At 42.8% G+C, this 20865-nt stretch carries 22 protein-coding genes; 2 read left to right on the top strand and 20 right to left on the bottom strand.

All coding sequences use genetic code 11. The annotated features are described in order from the left end of the window. Window positions 1-49: 49 nt before the first annotated feature. The 7 genes from ACQV1I_RS06675 to racE all read right to left on the bottom strand — a co-directional run bounded on the left by ACQV1I_RS06675 (window position 50) and on the right by racE (window position 6261). Window positions 50-571, bottom strand: coding sequence for a metallophosphoesterase family protein (locus tag ACQV1I_RS06675; protein WP_104030585.1), 522 nt, complete (start codon window positions 569-571; stop codon window positions 50-52). A 2-nt stretch (window positions 572-573) separates the two neighbouring features. Further along, window positions 574-1182, bottom strand: a complete 609-nt coding sequence (locus tag ACQV1I_RS06670) for an XTP/dITP diphosphatase (protein ID WP_018672787.1) — start codon at window positions 1180-1182, stop codon at window positions 574-576. A 263-nt stretch (window positions 1183-1445) separates the two neighbouring features. After that, a complete protein-coding gene (rph, locus tag ACQV1I_RS06665; protein WP_116333160.1) occupies window positions 1446-2183 on the bottom strand; it encodes a ribonuclease PH in 738 nt (245 codons plus the stop codon). 272 nt (window positions 2184-2455) lie between these two features. Beyond that, on the bottom strand, window positions 2456-3514 hold the full coding sequence (locus tag ACQV1I_RS06660; protein ID WP_094701283.1) for a GerMN domain-containing protein: 1059 nt from the start codon (window positions 3512-3514) through the stop codon (window positions 2456-2458). 100 nt (window positions 3515-3614) lie between these two features. Then, entirely contained in the window at window positions 3615-4772 is a 1158-nt protein-coding gene (locus ACQV1I_RS06655; RefSeq protein ID WP_116333159.1) for an MFS transporter, read from the bottom strand. Window positions 4773-4839: 67 nt separating this feature from the next. Continuing rightward, the gene (locus tag ACQV1I_RS06650; protein ID WP_116333158.1) at window positions 4840-5256 is read right to left on the bottom strand and encodes a MerR family transcriptional regulator; all 417 of its coding nucleotides are present in this window, start codon (window positions 5254-5256) and stop codon (window positions 4840-4842) included. 180 nt (window positions 5257-5436) lie between these two features. Then, complete coding sequence (racE, locus tag ACQV1I_RS06645) at window positions 5437-6261, bottom strand: glutamate racemase (protein ID WP_116333157.1); 825 nt, start codon at window positions 6259-6261, stop codon at window positions 5437-5439. Between the two features lie 158 nt (window positions 6262-6419). Here racE and ACQV1I_RS06640 point away from each other — a divergent pair, with 158 nt between their 5' ends. Continuing rightward, complete coding sequence (locus ACQV1I_RS06640; protein ID WP_094701279.1) at window positions 6420-7445, top strand: superoxide dismutase; 1026 nt, start codon at window positions 6420-6422, stop codon at window positions 7443-7445. A 526-nt stretch (window positions 7446-7971) separates the two neighbouring features. Then, window positions 7972-8244, top strand: coding sequence for an HU family DNA-binding protein (locus ACQV1I_RS06635; RefSeq protein WP_003338869.1), 273 nt, complete (start codon window positions 7972-7974; stop codon window positions 8242-8244). A gap of 144 nt (window positions 8245-8388) precedes the next feature. Here ACQV1I_RS06635 and ACQV1I_RS06630 read toward each other — a convergent pair whose 3' ends face one another. The 13 genes from ACQV1I_RS06630 to ACQV1I_RS06570 all read right to left on the bottom strand — a co-directional run bounded on the left by ACQV1I_RS06630 (window position 8389) and on the right by ACQV1I_RS06570 (window position 20845). Further along, on the bottom strand, window positions 8389-9273 hold the full coding sequence (locus ACQV1I_RS06630) for an energy-coupling factor ABC transporter ATP-binding protein (RefSeq protein ID WP_094701278.1): 885 nt from the start codon (window positions 9271-9273) through the stop codon (window positions 8389-8391). Window positions 9274-9348: 75 nt separating this feature from the next. Further along, window positions 9349-10149, bottom strand: a complete 801-nt coding sequence (cbiQ, locus tag ACQV1I_RS06625) for a cobalt ECF transporter T component CbiQ (RefSeq protein WP_116333156.1) — start codon at window positions 10147-10149, stop codon at window positions 9349-9351. Next, window positions 10146-10454, bottom strand: coding sequence for an energy-coupling factor ABC transporter substrate-binding protein (locus ACQV1I_RS06620; RefSeq protein WP_018672796.1), 309 nt, complete (start codon window positions 10452-10454; stop codon window positions 10146-10148). Before ACQV1I_RS06620 ends, cbiQ begins: the two co-directional genes overlap by 4 nt. After that, a complete protein-coding gene (locus ACQV1I_RS06615) occupies window positions 10454-11221 on the bottom strand; it encodes an energy-coupling factor ABC transporter permease (RefSeq protein ID WP_094701276.1) in 768 nt (255 codons plus the stop codon). The genes ACQV1I_RS06620 and ACQV1I_RS06615 overlap by 1 nt, the downstream gene beginning before the upstream one ends. A gap of 20 nt (window positions 11222-11241) precedes the next feature. Next, a complete protein-coding gene (locus ACQV1I_RS06610; RefSeq protein WP_116333155.1) occupies window positions 11242-12840 on the bottom strand; it encodes a cobyric acid synthase in 1599 nt (532 codons plus the stop codon). A gap of 15 nt (window positions 12841-12855) precedes the next feature. Continuing rightward, complete coding sequence (locus ACQV1I_RS06605; RefSeq protein WP_094701274.1) at window positions 12856-13521, bottom strand: cob(I)yrinic acid a,c-diamide adenosyltransferase; 666 nt, start codon at window positions 13519-13521, stop codon at window positions 12856-12858. An 82-nt stretch (window positions 13522-13603) separates the two neighbouring features. Further along, entirely contained in the window at window positions 13604-15040 is a 1437-nt protein-coding gene (locus ACQV1I_RS06600; RefSeq protein ID WP_116333154.1) for a cobyrinate a,c-diamide synthase, read from the bottom strand. Continuing rightward, the gene (locus ACQV1I_RS06595) at window positions 15030-16238 is read right to left on the bottom strand and encodes a cobalt-precorrin 5A hydrolase (protein ID WP_094701272.1); all 1209 of its coding nucleotides are present in this window, start codon (window positions 16236-16238) and stop codon (window positions 15030-15032) included. The genes ACQV1I_RS06600 and ACQV1I_RS06595 overlap by 11 nt, the downstream gene beginning before the upstream one ends. Next, window positions 16235-17056: a precorrin-4 C(11)-methyltransferase gene (cobM, locus tag ACQV1I_RS06590; protein WP_094701271.1), complete on the bottom strand. Its 822-nt coding sequence runs from the start codon at window positions 17054-17056 to the stop codon at window positions 16235-16237. The genes ACQV1I_RS06595 and cobM overlap by 4 nt, the downstream gene beginning before the upstream one ends. Window positions 17057-17061: 5 nt before the next feature. After that, window positions 17062-17829 carry a precorrin-2 C(20)-methyltransferase gene (gene cobI, locus ACQV1I_RS06585; protein ID WP_176452436.1) on the bottom strand — a complete coding sequence of 256 codons (768 nt, stop codon included), beginning with the start codon at window positions 17827-17829 and terminating at the stop codon, window positions 17062-17064. Further along, window positions 17822-19075 (bottom strand): precorrin-6y C5,15-methyltransferase (decarboxylating) subunit CbiE, encoded by a 1254-nt coding sequence (gene cbiE / locus ACQV1I_RS06580; protein WP_116333153.1) that lies wholly within the window; start codon window positions 19073-19075, stop codon window positions 17822-17824. Before cbiE ends, cobI begins: the two co-directional genes overlap by 8 nt. Further along, on the bottom strand, window positions 19041-20183 hold the full coding sequence (locus ACQV1I_RS06575) for a cobalt-precorrin-5B (C(1))-methyltransferase (protein WP_116333152.1): 1143 nt from the start codon (window positions 20181-20183) through the stop codon (window positions 19041-19043). Before ACQV1I_RS06575 ends, cbiE begins: the two co-directional genes overlap by 35 nt. Next, window positions 20180-20845, bottom strand: a complete 666-nt coding sequence (locus ACQV1I_RS06570; RefSeq protein WP_018672806.1) for a precorrin-8X methylmutase — start codon at window positions 20843-20845, stop codon at window positions 20180-20182. Before ACQV1I_RS06570 ends, ACQV1I_RS06575 begins: the two co-directional genes overlap by 4 nt. Window positions 20846-20865 lie beyond the last annotated feature (20 nt).

Genomic DNA, 20865 nt, shown 5'->3' with positions numbered 1-20865 from the left:
GCCATTATAACCATTTCAGTATATCACATAACAAATAAATTTCAAGAAATCAGCGTCGTACCAAAAATTGACCACCACGTTCAGAAATTTCTTGTCCTTGTCGATCGTTGAAGCGCACCTGTACCTTAATATGGAAATCATCAGTACCTATTTGGTCCAGAACAGCATATGTAGGAGTCCTAAAACCACGTGGCATCATCAAACTACCAGGGTTAATGAACAAGATATCCCTCTCGACTTCACATACTGGAAAATGAGAATGTCCAAACAACACAACATTCGCTCCCACTTCTTCAGCACGATAGTGTAGCTTCATCAGTGAGCTTTTAACATCGTACAAATGTCCATGTGTTTGGTAAATGATTAAATCTTTCCAGCGTGTAACTCGATCTTTAGCAACTGGTTCAAAATCACAGTTTCCTTGCACGAGTTTCATTTTTGAAAATGGTGCTTGCTTCTGGTCGACACAGAAGTCTCCACAATGCAAAATGATGTCTGCTGGGTGACGATCCACCACATCTTGTACCTCTTTGATTTGCCCATGTGTATCGCTGATGATGAGAATGCTCACGCCTATCTCTCCTTCAGTTTTTCTAGCAAATCCTTCATTGCCATGGCGCGGTGACTAATTGCGTTCTTCTGCTCTGGTGACAACTCTGCCATGGTGCATAATTGACTTGGTACAAAAAAGACTGGATCATAACCAAAACCATTGGAACCAGATGGTGCATGTGTGATTGCCCCTTCGCAAGCCCCTGTCGCAATAACTGGCTCTTGGCCTGGTGCTACATAAGCGAGCGTGCAACGGAATCGAGCTGTTCGATCTTTCATCGGAACATCTGCCAGTTTGGTTAATAGTTTCTGATAGTTTTCTTCATCTGTAGCCTTTTCTCCTGCAAACCGTGCAGAATAAACTCCTGGGGCACCATGTAAAGCATCTACCTCTAAACCAGAATCATCCCCGATTGCTGGTAATCCTAACAACTCTGAGATTGTTTTCGCTTTTTTGAGTGCATTGGCTTCAAACGTTTCGCCATCTTCCTCTACCTCGGGTGCATCTGGAAATTCCGAAACACTGATAGCTTCCAGATTCAATGCCGCAAACAATCTGTTGAATTCGCGAACTTTTCCTTGATTTCTAGTGGCTAACACCACTTTTTTCTTTGATGTTTGTTCACTCATGCTCGTCCCCCGCTTTCGTGATAAAAAGCTACCTTACAATCTTTATTGCTTATGTATTATCCCACATTATAACGCAAGCATTGTAAAAATTCACCTTTTCTCTGTAAACAAGATAGGCCTAAGACTTCTCATCCTTCCCTGACCTTTCATCCCTACAGTATTTTTTTCATGCCAATCATGTAAAAAACCCGAACAACAGACATATGAAGATGTCCGGTTTCGGGTTTTATTTCACCTATGTAGGCCTATTGTGTACAGGAAAGTTACGCTTTACTGTAAAGCTTCACTTCTCCTAGCACTTCTTTTTGTAGTTCAATAAGGTCTTGAATCCCCTTTTGACCCAGTGCAAGTAATTGCATTAACTCATCTGTGCTAAATGGAGATTCTTCCCCTGTCCCTTGCAACTCTACATATTTGCCAGCGCCTGTCATGATAACATTCATATCAACAATCGCTGAAGAATCTTCTTTATAATTCAGATCCAGCACTGGTACACCCTCTACTACACCTACGGAAGTAGCAGCTAAAAAATCTATGATGGGTAATTCTTTCCACGTTCCAGCAGTTACCAATGTATTCATAGCATCCACCATCGCTACAAATGCACCTGTAATAGACGCAGTACGCGTACCACCATCTGCTTGAATAACGTCACAATCTAACCAGATTGTCCGCTCTCCCATCGCTTCTAACTTCACAACTGAACGAAGAGCACGACCAATCAGGCGTTGAATCTCCATCGTACGACCTCCAACCTTGCCCCTAGAAGATTCGCGCGCATTTCGTGTTTCTGTTGCACGTGGCAACATAGAGTATTCAGCTGTAATCCAGCCTTTTCCACCGTTTCGCATAAACGGAGGTACTTTTTCTTCTAACGTCGCTGTACAAATTACCTTGGTATCGCCTACCTCAATCAAGCAGGAACCTTCTGCATGCTTGATGTAATTACGGGTAATTTTAACGGGACGCAATTGGTCGCTCGAACGTCCATCCAATCTCATAAAAGACCTCCTAATATTTTCAGATTCGTAATTATGTCGCTGTGCTTGTTTACTGGTTGTCTTTGGAATGGTAACGTTTAATCACAAAGCCTTCAACTAGTATACCAAGGCACACCATGAACTGCTAGTTTTTCACTCTGATTCTCAGAAGAGCATGCTCGTTTTAACACAAAAGCACCAGAAATAACACTGAAAAACCATTTTTGGAAGCTGTAAACCATGTAGACATGGACTATAAATAAACATCCACGCCCCTAGACGTGGATGATAGCTTACAATTCAAAGGCATTAATTTGAATCGGTCTGGATACAGGCTGGTCGAATTTCATTGAACCTGCTTGAGCTAACGGTTTTCCCTCCACCTGAACCTGCACCTTCTTTATTCCTGTATTCTCTGTTAAAGACAACACAAGTGATTCCATCGCTTCAGGGTTTGCTTCCTTCCCCTTATCATACTTTAAAACATCGTTGCTTAGATTTACAACTACTGTATCTTTTTGTTGCTCAACTCCAAGTACCTTTGTAGTTCGTAATAAGGAGCTAAATAATGGGGAACCTTCTTTTGGCCCTTTGATCAGCTCTTCAACAGCTGCTTTCGACATGTCTTGCGTCTCCGGGATTAAACGTGTTACTGGCACAAAATAGGTTCGTTTATCATCTAGCTGACTTTGAAAATATACTGTTACCGCAGAAGTTCTGCCAGGATGTGCCCCTTCCACCAGTTCCGTGTTAATGCCCTTTTGACGGTTCAATAATGAGATAGGTGTACCATTTGCAGGCATCTCGTTTAAGGCCTGCCCATTTACCCAAATGGCAATGTCTTTAACCGTATCAAACTCTGTCATGGAACGAGTAATTGCATCGAGAATTTTTTGTTCATCGGTAGCTTTATAATTTTTAAACTCAGATGAGAATTCTATAGTTGCTTTTCCTTCTTTAATTGACATACCCAAAATTTTCGTTCCTTCGGGCAACAGAGCCTCAAATCCTTGTGGCTTCAACGTTTCCACAGGACCTCCCTTTACCATATAGCTTAGCACTTGTTTTGCGGGCCCTTCTGCTTTAGGCAAGATTAAGGAGACTGGGACGACAAAACCATTGGTATCTTGCAGATAAACCGTACGCTTTGTCGTTTGAGTAACCACTCCTTGTGTCTCTTCTCCAGTCTGGTCTTCTGTTATCTGTAATGGATTAGGATCTACACCTGTAATGGATGGGGCCTGTATAGGGGCACTCGTTTCCTTGGACGGACCAAACAGCCCGCATCCTGTCATGAGTATCGCACTTAACCCAACAACCGCTGTCATTTTACCTATAGGTCTTTTTTTCATCCCATATCCTCCTCGTTGACACTTTGTACTACCATGTATACGAGCAGGGCTTGGGTTTATTCCTCCTTGGCCAAAGAAATCTAAAATCTAGCAAGCCTTCTTAGACAGATTTCTCTTTAGAAGCGATGTTTATACTGATGATGATAATCGCAGCAACCGACATAATTACTGCTACCGCAAATGGAGCTTGTGGTGCAATTGCATGTCCAATTACTCCTGATAATAGGGGAGCTATCGCTGCTCCTAACCAACGTACAAAGTTGTACACACCAGAGGTAATAGCCCGTTCAAATGGGGAGATTTCCATGACATAGCTAGAATATAGGGCATTATTTAATCCAAGTACCAATCCTGAGACAATAATAAGTATAATGTTAAATGTAATGCTAGGAATAGCATATAAGCCGATTAAAATAACCGCTAAAGCAAGTAATCCATAGCGAATCAATGCTTTATAGGGAAATAGCGCCTCTAGCTTATGGGAAAGAACCGCTGATCCATACGCTAGCATTAATCCCCATCCAAAAAACACAAAACCTAATTGAATGGCAGTCAAATGTAAAATAAGCGGCGAGTAGGCCAAAATAACAAAGAAACAATAATAATACAACATACCTGACAAAGCACCTTGCATAAACGGTCTGTAGGTTAAGAGGCTTAGAAGTTCCTTCATACCCGCTGTTTTGCGCTCTTGTTTTTTGGATGGTTCATTGACAAAAAAAATGACAAGAAGCAGTGCACAAAAAATAAAGAAAGAAGTAGCAAAGAATGGATAATTCCACGCAAAACCACCTAATAGACCACCTACTAAAGGACCCCCAGCCATTCCTAGTCCAATCGCTGCTTCATACATTCCAACAGCACCACTCACCTCATCCGATAGGGCAATTAATAACGTCATCGCTGTAGCAAAAAACATCGAGTTTCCCAATCCCCATCCCGCACGAAACCAAGATAATCCTACAATAGATGAGGACATTGCACACAACAACGAAAAAACAGTGACAATCGCTAAACCAATCGTCATTAATTTTTTATCCCCTAAACGCACAGCTAAAATACCAGATGGCAACATCATAATGGCCATGGTAAAAATATAGGCGGTAAATAACATCTCTACTTGCCAATGAGTCGCATGGATTTGTTCGGCAATGACTGGAAGAATGGGATCAACTACTCCTATTCCCATAAATGCAAAAAAAGTGGCTAGCACCGTGATGATACGTGCACGTTTTCGATTACTCTGAGTAAACTCCATCTTTGATACACCCCTACATTTTGATCTTGTTCCTGCATTCAGGTTGTATATACATCTTTTATAGAATCTATGTTGTTCGCTTGTCGTTCTGCCGAAGCTTATCTATCTCGAGAAGCATATGCTGAAGGTCTTGACGAAAAGACTCCATTCGTCTCATTTTTTCCGTTAACATATCCACCTGCTGCTCTAATAGTTCATGGAGCCTATCAGCATGGATTGACGCTTGTTCATCTTCTTTTTCATACGCTTGATCCATCTCTTCCTTCAAATTAATAAAATGTTGAAGCTCTGTTAAAGAAAAGCCAAGTACCTCGCGTGCCTCCAAAATCTTTTTGATATCACGAACATCCTCTGAGGAATATAGCCGAATTTTACCTTCCGTACGAATTGGGGGTTTAATCAAGCCTATCTCTTCATAATAACGTAATGTTCGTTTGGTTACTCCAACATGCTTGGTTACCTCATCAATTTTAAAGAACGTCATGGTATCTCCTCCTTTTATATAGTTTGATATACAACTATATTTCACAAATAACAATTTACGTTAACGTAACTTTTTTGTCAAGAGAGACAGAACTTTTTTAAAATGTCTAGTAAATAACAAAGCCAGTTTCCTCTGTTACAAGGAACTGACTTTGTTTACATATCAGTCTATCCAAAATTCCTAAAATGATGAAGTTGCTTGCTCCAACGCTTGCTGCTGTACATTTAATGGACATTCCAGCCACTCTTCTCCAATTTGCTGAAATACCTGTTTATTGCCGCTTGTATAAAACAAATGTTGTTTTGGTTCGATTTCCTGCCGCTCATTCAGAAGTCCCTGCATAGACAACATTGCACTGAGTTCACGCGCAGTTTCTTCTGCCGAATTAATCAATGTAATACTATCTCCCATTGCCTCCTGAATGAGTGGTGCAAGCAAAGGATAATGGGTGCATCCCAAAATCAATGTATCCAGCTCTTCATTTCGGAAAGGCTTCAAGGTCTCTGTGATGATGCGCCGAGCATCTTCGGTGTGTAGGCGCTGTTGTTCAACTAAAGGAACAAACGCCGGACATGCCATACCCACTGTGTACAGCTCCGGATTAATACGGCGCATCGCTTTTAGATAGGCTCCCGTACGAATCGTCATTTCTGTACCGATTACTCCGATACGTCCCGTGCGAGATGCAGAGATGGCAGCACGTGCTCCTGGTTCAATTACACCGATAACTGGCGAATTCATTCGTTCCTTCGCTTCATGCAACACCACGGATGCTGCCGTATTACAAGCGATTACCAACGCCTTTAATTGAAATTGAGAGACAAATTGAATCATTTGATTCGTATATGTGCGAATCTCTTTGGAATCGCGTGAACCATATGGACAACGGGCATTATCGCCAAAATAGACAATCTTTTCACGCGGTAATTGCCGCATTACTTCTTTTACTACGGTCAAGCCGCCTACTCCTGAATCTATAATCCCGATGGTTTCTTTTCCATTCATTGATGTTAGCTCCTTTGAAGTCAGAGTCCCTTTTTTACCATATGCCGTTCACAGGTTCTATGCAATGACGCAAAGAGAATTAGCCAGCAAAAAATTTTGAACCTGTAGGCATTTATCATCATAAAGTATACAGCAGGAAAGTTGAAGGAGGAATTACCTTGAACCACCGAATACAGCATCTCCTAGATTGGAGCGAATGGGGTCGGCAATGGGTCGATTACCTGCGTCAAAATCCTCATTGTGCTGAAATGAAGCGGGATTTGCATAAATTCCATGTGGCCTTTAGCGAAGTGGGGCGCAAAGCCAACTATTACCAAGATAAAGAGGACCGAGAGGAAGAAATTTCAAAATTAGCTTCCCAAGCTGAAGACATTCAGCGGCACTTCCATGACCTCCTCCGTCTCGTCCAAAATCGAAAAACAGAGGAAGAGAACAAAGAGGAAGAAAAGCAAGCCAACACGAAGACAAGAGGTCGCTTTCAACGGCATCCTAGGGTAGAACCACCCACAAAACCAGCTATTATTCCAGTTATGTCAGAATCAACCTATTCTAATAATGCCGTTCCGATTGGTGGTCACACCCTTCCACCTCTTCCCTATTCTTATGACGCGTTAGAACCATATATCGATGAGGAAACAATGCGTATTCATCATGATATACTACATCGCAATTATGTTAACAACTTAAACAAAGCTGAAAAAATGATGGCCCAAGCTCGCGAAACAGGAAATTATGACCTAATTAAATTCTGGGAAGGGGAAGCAGCTTTTAATGGTGCTGGGCACTACTTGCATACCATTTTCTGGTCTGTTATGCGTCCAGATGGTGGTGGTATGCCAACAGGAGAACTAGCTACCCAAATTAATAGTTACTTCGGTTCCTTTGATAAATTCATGCAACAGTTCTCACAAGCAGCTGAAAAAGTAGAAGGGGGTGGTTGGGCTATTCTGGTTTGGTCTCCACGCTCCCACCACTTGGAAATTTTACAGGCGGAAAAACACCAAAATTTATCGCAGTGGGATGTAGTTCCATTACTAGTTTTAGATGTATGGGAGCATGCCTACTTCCTCTCTTATCGTAGCCGAAGAGCTGATTATATCAAAGCATGGTGGAACGTCGTCAACTGGGAAGAGGTAGAAAATCGCTTCCGTCAAGCAAGTCGTCTACGTTGGAAACCATATTAATCTTGTATGGTTGCACTCTACTGTCTAAGATAATACTCCCCAGTCCTTGAGAAAAACATATCAGAGACATGAAAAATACATGACAAATTCAAGATAAAAGAAAGTAGATGGGATTATTCTTTTGTCCATTCGTTTTTACAATTTCAATACCCATTCAAACGAAAACACAAAAAGAGCATGCGAGTTGCCCTATGACCCGCCTGCTCTTTTGCATTTTTACTTTTATTAGCTTAAAAAAGGGGTAGATATCAAGTTCCTTACCTAACATGGTTACTATGTTTAACAGACTATTATCATTTGTTTTCTACGTTCTTCTCTCCTGATTTCGTTTTCTTTTCGTTGATTTTTAGGTTTGTAATAAGTAAAATTTGGCAAATATAGGAGCAAACAAAAAATTTTATCCTTTGTTTTGTCCTTTTTTGAAAAAAAAGGTGATTTTTTAAGGGTTTCTCTGCTTTTTTACTGTTCTAATAAAAGATTTTTTGGTATGATGAGTAGTAGTTTTTTAAAGAAAAGAGGTAAGAAAATGAACAAGACAGAATTGATTGCAAAAGTAGCTGAAACAGCTGAATTAACAAAAAAAGATGCTGGACAAGTGGTTGACGCCGTATTCGAAGCAATCACTGGCGCACTAAAAGGTGGAGAAAAAGTTCAATTGATGGGCTTTGGTACTTTTGAAGTACGCGAACGTGCTGCTCGTAAAGGCCGCAATCCTCAATCTGGTGAAGAAATCGAAATCCCAGCAAGCAAGCTACCAGCCTTCAAAGCAGGTAAAGAATTAAAAGAAGCTGTTAAGTAATCATTCTTCCTACATAAGAAGAGACAAATAAGGCTAGCAAATGACCAAAGGTTGTTTGCTAGCCTTTTTCTAATTAAATCACAATACACATCACTTACTGCTGAAGCGACTCCTCTTCAACGCTCTTACTCTAAGCTATGCGTTTTAGTTTTTCGTTACCAGCATCCGTTCCTTTTCTTTCATGCCTATTCTCTCTGCATAACTACACCATTCTTGTACGGTTCGTGGCGCCTTCCACGTAGCACGCTGCTCCTCATTTAATAGTGGTTGAGTACCTTCCCAGACAGTGTAGAGTAGAGGAATACCTAGCTGTACTTGGCGTAAAAGATCTTTCTGCTGAAAAACATCTTGTGGAGTTCCCTCCAAAAGGAGCGAGCCTCTATGCATAACAAAAACCCAATCTGCCCAAGCATAAGCTAGCTCCAAATCATGTGTAGACATAACAACGGTCGTACCTTGCTGATAAATTTGTTCCAATTGAGTCAGAAACAGCTGTGTATGATAGCTATCCAGATAAGCTGTTGGTTCATCAAGTAGGAGTAACTCGGGTTGTAATACAACAACTCCCGCTAGAGTCACTAGCTTTTTTTGTCCTAGGCTTAACTGATGTAATGGCAGGTGTAACCACTCTGTTATTTGAAAGGCTTCAGCTGTCGCCAACACACGCTCACGAACCTTATCTACGGATAGGCCTTGATTACATAAGCCATAGGATAGATCTTCAGCCACTGTAGCCGCCAATAATTGATGCTCCGGATCTTGCATCACTAATCCTACTTTGCTACGTAACTCTTGTAAAAAACGGCGATCATAACGGTATGGTTCTCCCTTGTAGTACAGTTCTCCCTCTGTTGGGCGGTAAATACCATTTGCCTGCAAAAACAAAGTAGATTTCCCCGAACCATTATGTCCGAGAAGTACGCTCTTCTTACCTTTTGGGATACGTAAACTGATTTCCTTTAGAGCGAGGCTATTTGTCTTGTGTTCGTAGGCATAACTTACTTTTTCCAGGCTGATCAAGGTTTCCACAAGAGCCACGCTCCCTTTCTAGTAGTAAAGAAACTTGGCGATTGCCAAGTCCCTCATTTTATCCGTTCTTATCTCTTATAAAAGGGAGTGCCAGAAAATCAGAGCTACACAGCACGCTCCCCCAATTGTAGCCTCGATGAGATATCGCTTTACATATACTTCTTTTTCCATATGAACTACTTGCAGATCTCCATCGAATCCACGTGCTAGAAGACCATAAGTTAATTGTTGATACCGTTGCATACTTTTAGCAAACAACAAGCTGACTAGTCGGCCCATGTCCTTCAATTGGGCTGAAAAACTCCCATGCCCACCACGTGCTTTTTGCGCAATCCATAAATCATGTGCCGTTTGGAAAAATACAAATAAGAATCGATACATCAACATAATAAGTTCAACAATGATGGGAGGCACTCGTAATGCGCGCAATACGTCAAGCAATTGAACTAAAGGGGTCGTTAGTAGCAAAAATGCAAAACAAGCACTAGCACCCAATGTGCGGCTAAACAACTTAGCGATCACAAACAAATTACGTTGATCAATAAAGACATACCAGTCACCTATCGTGATCAAGTGCCAGCTAGCTTCTAGCCCAATGTTGGCTGAGCCAGACAAGTGTTGTACGTCGATTAACAAGGCCGGCGTACTACTAATAAAAAACAAACAGGCAACTCCGATAAAAATAAGATAGCTACGCAAAGGAACACTGGCATAGCCTACAATCCAGATACTCATCCAGATAAAAATAGCAATTTGGATTTCCATATCTGCACATAAAGCAAGCACAAGCATTCCTGCCGCAAAACCAGCTTTGAAACGAGCAGATACTTCACGTAGTCGATTTTGGTACGCTATCCGATCGATCCAGAGATTCATTCTTGTACTTCTCGTGTCGCTTCATTTTTTTTGCGACCTTTAAAAAATCCAATTGCGTACCCAATCACACCAGCTCCAATGGCTGCCTGAACCGCAAACAACAAGCTTTCTGTTTCAGAGCCTGGTACTTCCATTAACGGTTGAAACCATGGTTCGTACTCTGGTGCTAGCTCCTGAATCGCTTCTTCTGCTTGACCATCTGCTCCACCAAATTCCGAGTCCTTGATCATCATTAGTGGAATGACAGCAATAACTACCACAAGGGCAAGTAACAACAAGTTTTTCCATTTGGCTACTCGTTTCATTATTTGGCACCTCCCCGCAAGCTAAGCAACATTTGCAATTCCTGACGGTTATACGCACTAATCCAGTTCCAAACAACTACAGTAAGTAGTCCCTCACAAATAGCTAACGGAATCTGAGTGACCGCAAAAATGGTTCCAAACTTAATGAACGCAGCAGCAAAACCACCAGTAGCCGCTGGAAAAGCGAATGCTAATTGAACAGATGTAGTGATATAAGTAGCTAAATCAGCCAAAGCAGCAGCGAAGAAAATGCTGACCCCTTGCTTTACTTGCATACCGCTTAGTAAGCGATAAATACCATAGCCTACAAACGGTCCCACAACGGCCATAGAAAAAGCATTAGCTCCTAGTGTGGTCAATCCTCCATGGGCAAGTAAAATCGCTTGAAATAACAGAACGATACTACCTAAAACGCTCATAATTTGTGGTCCGAATAACACTGCTCCAAGTCCTGTACCTGTTGGATGAGAGCTACTGCCTGTTACCGACGGAATTTTAAGCGCCGACAATACAAAACTAAACGCACCAGCCAATGCTAATAACAGTTTCACTTGGGGTTTGTCATTCGTCAAACGTATTAAAGAGCGAAGTCCCCAAACAAAGAACGGTACAAACACTACCCACCAAAAGATCGCCCATCCTATAGGTAAAAAACCTTCTGCAATATGCATAGCGTAGGCACTTTCAGGGGAGTTCACCAAAAAATACAGAGCAAACACAGGAAGTAACCATAACAAACGACTACTTGCTTTCCATTTCCGATTCATTTTTCATCATCCTTTGGAAATTAATTAGTATCCTTCTTTTGAAACCATGCTTCAAGATGACTAATATTTAAGTGACTTTCCACGTGATGTGCTAGTTGATCATAAGCTTTTTCGCGTCTCATCTGTTCGCTGACAACCTCTTCTGTAAAGATCGGTAACCCTTTTTCCTGACGTAACAGGTTAGTAAGTTGTCTGGTAAAATGTCGATTATGGAAAATCCCATGCAGGTACGTTCCACTAGCTCTTCCATCTTTAGATATGGCACCGTCTTGTTTTCCATCCTGTAAGACAAGGAAAGGAGAACCGGAGTGATCAGTCATACAGGTCTCTCCTAGATGGATTTCATATCCCGTTACTTCAGTTTGCAGATTCTGGTTGTCCCTAGTCTGTTCCATAGTGTGCTCATGCTGTTGGTCAACTTCCCCAATCGATAATCCTAGCATTTCCTGTGCCTTTGGATGTAACTCTCCGCTTACTTGCACGGTTCGTTTCTCCTGACAAAATGTCGTTTCAACAGGTAGGAAACCTAATCCAGCACGCTCTTGAACACTACCGTCTCCTTCTACGCCGTCTGGGTCGAGTAGTTTTTCACCCAGCATTTGGAACCCCCCACAAATCCCAAACAATCTTGTACCTGATCGATGCAACTGGCGTAGGGCATCAACAATTCCTTCCTGTTCAAGCCATGCCAAGTCGTCTAACGTATTTTTTGTACCCGGAATAATAACTAGATCAGGTGTTCCTAGCTCCTGTCGGTTACGTACATATCGCACGCCTGTTTCTGGTTCATCAAACAACGGATCAAAATCAGTAAAGTTCGAAATACGAGGTAATCGAAGAATAGCAATATCAATAGGGAATTCAGCTTCTTGTGGTTGTTTAAAGCGAAGCGATGATAGTGCTAGCGAATCCTCCGCCTCAATCTCAACAGCCATATAGGGTAAAACAGCCAAAACAGGTATCCCCGTTTTCTTTTCGAGCCATTCCACTCCATCGTCTAACAAATCGCGTCTTCCCCTGAATTTATTAATGATAAATCCTTTAATTCTTGCCCGTTCTTCTTCATCAAGTAGTTCCAGTGTCCCTATAATAGAGGCAAATACTCCGCCACGCTCAATGTCTGCCACTAAAATAACATCAGCATCTGATAGATGAGCCATTCGCATGTTGGCAATATCTCGATCTTTCAGATTAATCTCTGCCGGACTTCCTGCACCCTCTAAAATGAGAACATCGTACTCCCCTTGTAAACGTTCCAAAGCTTCCTTTACAATTGGCATAGCTTGTTCCACATAATTTTCTCGATACTCTCTTGCATCCATATCAGCGTAACGCTTTCCATGTACAATGATTTCGGCAACCATATCCTGCTTTGGCTTTAACAAGATAGGATTCATGTCTGTAGTAGCAGTTGTTCGTGCTGCTTCTGCCTGTACACCCTGAGCACGCCCGATTTCCTTACCATCTTTTGTTACATAGGAGTTAAGCGCCATGTTCTGTGATTTAAACGGTGCAACCCGATATCCTCGATTGGCAAAGATACGGCATAAAGCAGTACAAATTAAACTTTTCCCTACATCTGAGGCTGTGCCGACTATCATGATGGCGTTTGCTTGCATGTAAGCACTTCCTCTCTAAAATTCCAAACCTTTTACCGCTGGAATTCCTTCATTATAATAGTGCTTAGACGGCTCAATGGTAGAGACCAAATCTGCTAGTTCAATCAGTTCCGTTTTCGCACTGCGACCTGTGATTACCAAATGCATATTGGTAGGGCGATTTTTGATCGCTTCTACCACTTCTGTTAATGGTAGAACATCTTCAATCGGAAACGTAGAGATTGCTAATGCATTATTTAATTCATCTAATACCAATAAATCAATGGTTGGATCGCTTAATTTCTCTTTCGTCAACGACCATGCTTTTTTTAAAGCCTCACGATGCTCCTCTGGTGTCTTGGTCCAAGTAAAACCAATTCCCAGCTGTTGCATCTCCATTCCTAATTTACGCATGGACAATGACTCACCATAGGAGCGTTGGGGGGACTTAATAAATTGTAGAAACGTCACATTCATTCCCCGTCCCAAGGCACGCAGGCTAACACCTAAAGCCGCTGTTGTCTTCCCCTTACCATCACCTGTATACATTAAAAACAGACCACGTCGTTCGACTCTTTCTTTTGGACTGTCCTTTTGCTGTAATTCATCAAGAGATTCCACTGGAACCACTGTAGCTGCTCCATTAACATTTTGCTCCTGGCTGTGTTCCTGTTCTTGATTCACGTCATTTCGATGAGACATGCTTTGCTTCCCCCTTCTGATGATTCGCTGCCGCCTGTTGTACAGTAGGTAAGTCCTTAAAAATGTAACTAGGCTGAATGAATTAATTAGAAGTTTTGTCCACAGCTGATTTACACGCGGCATACTCCCTGCATGAATCTAGCCAACGCTTAATCATTCCTGGTTGAGAAGCAAAATGCAAGTGTGTATAACCTGCCAACAAGTTACCCTTGGCGTAGCCTTCCTTTTTCACTCCTCGCATTCCCTTCACTTGGTAAGCATGATTCTCTGTAGGCTCCTCTGTTATTTTAGAGTAATGGAACTCATGACCGCGAGCAGTTTCACCTTCCAAAAGTAACAAGGAATCCCGCTCGGCTAACGCTTCCCGATAACCCAGCGCCGCTAACTTCTGTTGCATCTCTACTTTATAAGGAATAACGCCTACCATCTCATGCTGTTGTCCCGCACGATCTGTAATTGACTGACATAGATACATGAATCCGCCACATTCAGCAAAAGTAGGTAACCCCTCTTCGATCATGCCATGCAAGGTTTGCCGTTCTTTCCCCCATTGCGACAATCGTTCAGCAAATTCTTCGGGAAAGCCGCCACCAATATAAAGTCCATCAGCATCCTTAGGGGGAAGCTCCCCGTGTAATGGGCTAAAATAACTAAGCTGGGCTCCATACGCTTCCAGTAACTCTAAGTTTTCCTGATAATAAAAGTTAAACGCTTCATCCTTTGCCACAGCTAGTTTCACTGGGGATAAATCGGATGATGCAGTAGATGGGCCAACTAGCAATTTCTCTGTAGGCTCAGCTAGGGCTGGTGCTCCATTTGCCAACGATAGTAATAATTCTAAATCAACTGTCGCTTCTATTTTCTCGGCTAACAGATCAAACCATGGCTCCATCTCCCCACGTTCAATAGCAGGAATTAGCCCAAGATGGCGTTCAGGTACTTGCAAGGACGGATCATTCGGTAAATATCCAATCACTGGTACATCACACATTTGTTCAACAGCCGCTTTTACTAGCTTAAAATGATTAGCGCTTCCACATCGATTGGCAATAACACCGGCGATTTTTACAGCTGGTTCCAACGCTTGAAAGCCTTTAACAATCGCTGCCGCACTACGAGCCATAGCCTTTACATCAAGAACAAGAATTACCGGCGCTTGTAGTAATAAACTTATTTCTGCTGTACTCCCTTGATTGCTAAGTGGATCTTTTCCGTCATAAAAACCCATGACCCCTTCAATCAAGCTGATATCAGCTGATTGGCTTCCACGCAGAAAAACTTCATGCATGACTTGCGGTGGCATCATCCATGTATCCAGATTACGAGATATTCTGCCAGTTGCGGCTGTATGGTAAGTAGGATCAATGTAGTCAGGACCAACTTTAAATCCTTGTACATGGAGACCACGCTTGCGCAAGGCCGCCATTAATCCGATAGATAATGTTGTTTTCCCTGCGCCGCTACTGGTTCCTCCCAACACGATTCGTGGACGTTGATGAGTCTGTCCCTTACTCTCCATGTAGAATGCCTCCTCCGTTAACCAAAGCGATGGACAAGGTTACATTTCCGTTTTTTTGTTTTGCTAAGAAAGGAGTCTCTGCCTTAGCACAACGCAATGCGGCAGGTTCACTAACACCATAGGCCCCAGTAAATTTATAGACTGTTTCCGAACGTTCTGTCATTGGCATTTCATTTAATTGCTCTGGTGTATAGGCAATTAATTTCCAGCCATATTTTTGACAAACAGCCAAAAGCCCTGCTTCATCCTGCTTTAATGTAATAGTTGCGATATTGCGTACGCTTTTGACTGAAAGACCCTGTTGCTCCAAGATTTGTAGAATGACTTGTTCGATTTCTTCCGCTGACGTTCCACGATTGCAGCCAACACCAAGCACAATGGTTTTGGGACGATAGACAACCCCATTTTCTAAAAAGCGTGCCTGCTCTTCTACTGTTAATAACCGTGGTGTAATGACCAATGCTGCCTTAAAGGTATCATTCCAAGCCTCGGCCATGGAATGATACACTTGAAAATGTCCCGGCAATGGCTTATCTGGATAAGGCCACCAACCGCTTTCTCCTGCTTCTTGAATAATAGCTACTTTTTCTTCATTGACCACACTGGCACTTACAGGAGTTACCTTATCAAAACTATCTAACTCCCAGCCAAATCCACGTCCGAACAAATCTACAGGAATCGTTTTTTGCACGTCTGATGCCGTAGTAATCACTGGATTTGCGTCTAGTAATCTCGCAAGCTCACGAGTTAGCTCATTTGCTCCGCCTAAATGTCCTGATAAAACGCTGACGACATTCTCTCCTCGGTCATCAACGACTACAACACCTGGATCTACTTTTTTATCCTGTAAAACGGGAGCCATCATTCGAACAACAGCGCCAAGCGAGATGAAAAAGATAAGACCGTTATATTTCTTAAAGAAATCGGCAAACAATAGGCGAACAGAGCCAGTAAACATGCGAATATCTCGTTCTTGCTCATCTCCTACCATGAATTTTTCCATGTAGTATAAATGTGAACCAGGTAATACCTGATGCAAGTGACGAGCTTTCTCCACGCCATGTTTGGTAATGGCAACAATAGCGTATGGTAGTTGCTCTGGATTTTGTACGATCTCGCTTGGGGTACGTCCAGCGGTTACGGTGTTTCCTTCGGCTCCTGCTTGCCTTCCTACGCCTACTCCCGTACCCTCACTCATCCGTTAGTCACTCCTTTACGGAAACGATGCGTAAATGTCTTATCATACAGCTTGGAGCGATGCTCAGAAGATTCATGAAGCATCGGGTCAAGTGCCCAGCCGGCTAAGATCATGGCATGGCTACGAATTCCATTTGCCGCCATATCTTTATCCAAATTCTCAAGGGTTGTACGGACAATTTTTTGATCTGGCCAAGATGCTCTTTGTACAACAGCTACAGGAGTTTGTTCGCTCCAGCCAGCTTCTACTAGCTCACGTACAACCTTTTTAGTTAACGTAGCACTTAAATACAGTGCAAGTGTACAGTGATGACTAGCCAGATCCTTTAGTTGCTCACGATCTGGTACAGGTGTGCGTCCCTCTGCTCGTGTTAAAATCAGAGTTTGTGTTAATTCAGGTACCGTTAACTCTGCTTGTAGTGCTGCCGCAGCTGCAAATACTGAACTAACTCCCGGAACGATGGTAAAGGAAACCTCTGCCTTTTTCATTAACACCATTTGTTCCAAAATCGCACCGTACACAGCCGGATCTCCTGTATGTACGCGAGCGACGCTTTTTCCTGCTCGAACTCGCTCTACCATCATCTCAACCATTTCATCAAGAGCAAGTCCTGCGCTTTTGATTACTTCTGCTTCAGGTTTGGCACGAGCAATTAATTCGTCGTTTACTAAAGAGTCTGTATAAATCACTACATCTGCTTTTTGTAGAATATTTAATCCTTTTACAGTGATTAAATCAGGATCTCCTGGTCCTGCTCCCACAATATAAACCATAGGCTCAAGCCCATTACTTGTCATTTTTTCACTAGGTTTGTTCATGTCATTCATCCCTTCCGTACTACCATTAGTGTAAGATATTCTAGCTCTTTACCTTTTAGCTGGCGAACGTCTTTCCAGATCGTCTCTTCACCAGATGTCACCTTGGTAATTACAGACGCACAGTCTGACATACCTAGCTCTTCTAGCAAGCCAATCATCATATCTAACACTTTAGCTACTTTCAAGAAAATGACAGTATCATGATGCTCCAAGACTCTGCGCATTGATTCTCGATCCTCGGTTGCTGGAATGATACCAACCTGCTCATCTCCGTCAGCCAATGGAATGCCTAATTGTGCAGCCGCTCCCAATACCGAAGAAATACCTGGAACCGTTACAACTGGCACTTCTGGATGCAATTGATTCATTAGGCGAGCCATATGGATAAACGTACTATATAAATTTGGATCTCCCTCTGTAACAAATACAACATTTTTACCTTGAGATAGCTTTTCCCAAACTTGGGTTACTGTCTGAGTCCATTGTTTCTTCAGAACACTTTCTTCTTTCGTCATTGGGAAAACTAATCCTAATAGCTCTTTTGAAAGACCATCCGTATACTGCTCCACAATGGTTAACGCATAGCTTTTGCCGCCCTTACGCTTTTTAGGATAAGCGATTACATCCGCTTCCTTCATTAGACGAAACGCTTTGACTGTGATAAGCTCAGGGTCTCCAGGCCCAATTCCAATTCCATATAAAGTTCCAACAGAGGCATTCACCTGATTATTTGTCAGTGTATTTTCTTGATTTTCAAGAGTTGTATTAGTCATGTTGCTCATCTTTATTCTCCTCCTTGGCTTTGTGTTTAGCAGTTATGATATAGACAGGATTTAACCCTTCAAGTCGGGTCAGATGCAAAATTGGTTTACTGCGCGACACCTGTAGCATTGTGACCGACACGTCAAAACCGACTGCTTTGCAAGCCTGCATCGCATCTGCTAAATTTTCAATGGTAACCGCATTGATTACTACACGTCCACCTGGACGCAGGCGTTTGGCGAATAACTGGACTAGCTCTGTCAGCTCGCCTCCGCTTCCCCCAACAAAGATAGCATCTGGATCAGGAAATTCGTCCATACCAGCAGGCGCTTTCGCATGGACTACTGTTATATCCGTACGAAACTTGTACATATTAGCGCGCGCATTTTCTAAATCTGGCTCATTCTTTTCTACAGCATACACAGCTCCTAAAGGGGCGAGTTTCGCTGCTTCTATCGCCACCGAACCAGTTGCTGTTCCGACATCCCAGACGATGCTATCAGATTTTATCTGCAACTCAGCCAGACTAGCTACCCGTATTTCTTTTTTGGTAATCAGTCCCTTATCTGGTTTACGTTGAGCAAATTCCTCATCAGGAATGCCCAAGGTCCAATTCACAGGTGAGGCATTCTCTTTTCTTTTTAAAATCATTACATTCAAAGGATCGCACTCTGTCTCTGCCAATTCCACAAGCGTAAACCACCGACAGCGTTCTTCTTTATTTCCCAGCCGTTCAGCTACAAACGCTTCATATTCATCCATACCAAATCGCAGTAGATACTGAGCTACTTTTGCTGGAGTATTTTCCTTATCGGTTAAAAGAGCTACCTTGGACTTGCCATTAATACGCTGTGCTAATCCAAGCATCGGACGACCGTGTACACTGTCGATATGAGCATCTTGCCAAGCTTCCTTCATTTTGCTAAAGGCAAGTTGCAAGCTACTCAAATGCGGCACCACTTGCACGACATCACGACCGAGTTTACGGGTAAGTAAACCTCCAATCCCATAAAACAATGGATCTCCAGAAGCAAGCACTACAACCTCTTTACCTGCTTCTAACGCTTGTTTTATTTCGCCAATTGCTGCTAGCACACCACTTTTTAACGCATAGCGTTCACAGTCAAGGTCCGGGAAAAATGCTAAATGTCGTTCTCCCCCTACCAGCAATTGCGCTCGTTTGATTAGATCAACAGCCTGGGGAAATAACCCTTGAGCACCATCATCCCCGATCCCGATTATCGTTACCTGTGTCATCTACTACCGCCTTTCCCAACAGTTCGCCTTTCAATGTGGTGAGCACGGTTTCTATAACCATGCCTCCCCCGACGTGCTTATTGATTTGTTCGGAGCATTTGTATGCCAATAATTCAAAAAAAGCGGAGTGTCCCGCTTGGCTCATGATTTCGCCCACCTGCATGGCCGTGTTGGCTCCCTCAATTTCTGCTATATGTTCTTCACTTGCACCTATTTCTCTGGCTACCCCCGCCAAAAATTGAAAATCAACAGAAGATCCTTTGGAATGCACCATCATTGCACCTTGGGCAACCTTAGACAATTTACCCATCATCCCAACCATGGCAATGTGTGTAAATCCTTGTTTTTTGCCAATGAGTGCACTAAATCCCACGAAATCTCCCATTTGAATAAACGATTCTTCTGCCCAATCCGGATACAGTTCCATCGCTGTTTTTTCACTACGACCACCGGTTGTAATCGCAATCGCTTGGCAATTACTTGCCTTAGCTACTTGAATAGCCTGAGCTACCGATGCTTTGTAAGCAGCCGTTGAAAATGGTACGACCGTTCCTCGTGTTCCCAAAATGGAAATACCACCAACGATTCCCAGCCGTCCATTCAGTGTTTTCTTTGCAATCTCTTCTCCGTTCGGCACTGAAATGACAACGCTGACACCACGATCCTCTAAATCATGTTGATCTAAAATCGCTTGAACAACACCTTTAATCATTTTACGTGGAACAGGATTAATAGCTGCTTCACCCACTGGAATCGGTAACCCCGGCTTTGTAACTCTACCGACACCAATTCCGCCATCCAAATGAATGCCACTATCATCATGCCAAGAAACACGTGACAAAATAAGGGCCTTATGAGTGGCATCTGGATCATCACCACCATCCTTGATGATACCAGTCTCCACCCAATTCTCTCCTCGTTCCTGAGATACCATCTGGAACGTAACCCGATCCTTATTAGGCAAAAGAATTTCCACCTCCGAAACTTCTTCCCCACTAAGTAAGGCTAGCAGGGAAGCTTTCGTGGCGGCGGTAGCGTTGGAACCTGTTGTATATCCGTGACGAAGTGGCTTCTCATTTTCTGCCTCCGCTACCTTTGCATTAGTCATGCACGCTCGCTCCGTTCTGTTGCTAGAATGGACAACGCATTAACCGCGGCCACAGCAACTGGGCTACCGCCTTTGCGATCCAAATTCGTAATAAATGGAATATCTAGCTTCGCTAATTCCTCTTTAGATTCGGCTGCAGACACAAATCCGACAGGTACGCCAATAACCAATGAAGGGTTGGCCTTGCCCTCTTTCACAAGACGAATCAATTCGAGTAAAGCAGTCGGAGCATTCCCAATCGCATAGATACCACCTTTAATTTGGCTCGTAGCTTTGCGAATAGAGATGATGGCACGAGTTGTATTCTCGGCTTTAGCCTGTTCCATTACATCAGCATCAGAAATATAAACATGTACATCTCCACCAAACGCCTTTAGACGTGGCTTACTAATACCTACTTGAACCATTTGAACATCTGCAATAATTGGCTCACCAGCTTGAATAGCGCGAATTCCCGCTTCTACTGCATCTGGATGGAACTGCATGCTACGTCCTAAATCAAAATCGGCCGTTGCGTGAATGACACGCTGTACCACACGATACTGATCATCCGTAAATGGATGTGGGCCTAGCTCCTCTGTAATCATTTCAAAACTTTTCGATTCAATTTCTTGTGGTTGAATCGTTAATGGTTTAAATTCCGTATGAAATTGCGATGACATATTATAACTCCCCTTCTTTT

The sequence above is a fragment of the Brevibacillus sp. JB24b genome (assembly GCF_051713385.1).
In the GTDB taxonomy this organism is placed as follows: Bacteria; Bacillota; Bacilli; order Brevibacillales; family Brevibacillaceae; genus Brevibacillus_B; species Brevibacillus_B laterosporus.
Note: the sequence above shows the minus strand (reverse complement) of the source record. Positions and strands in the feature narration are given on the sequence as shown.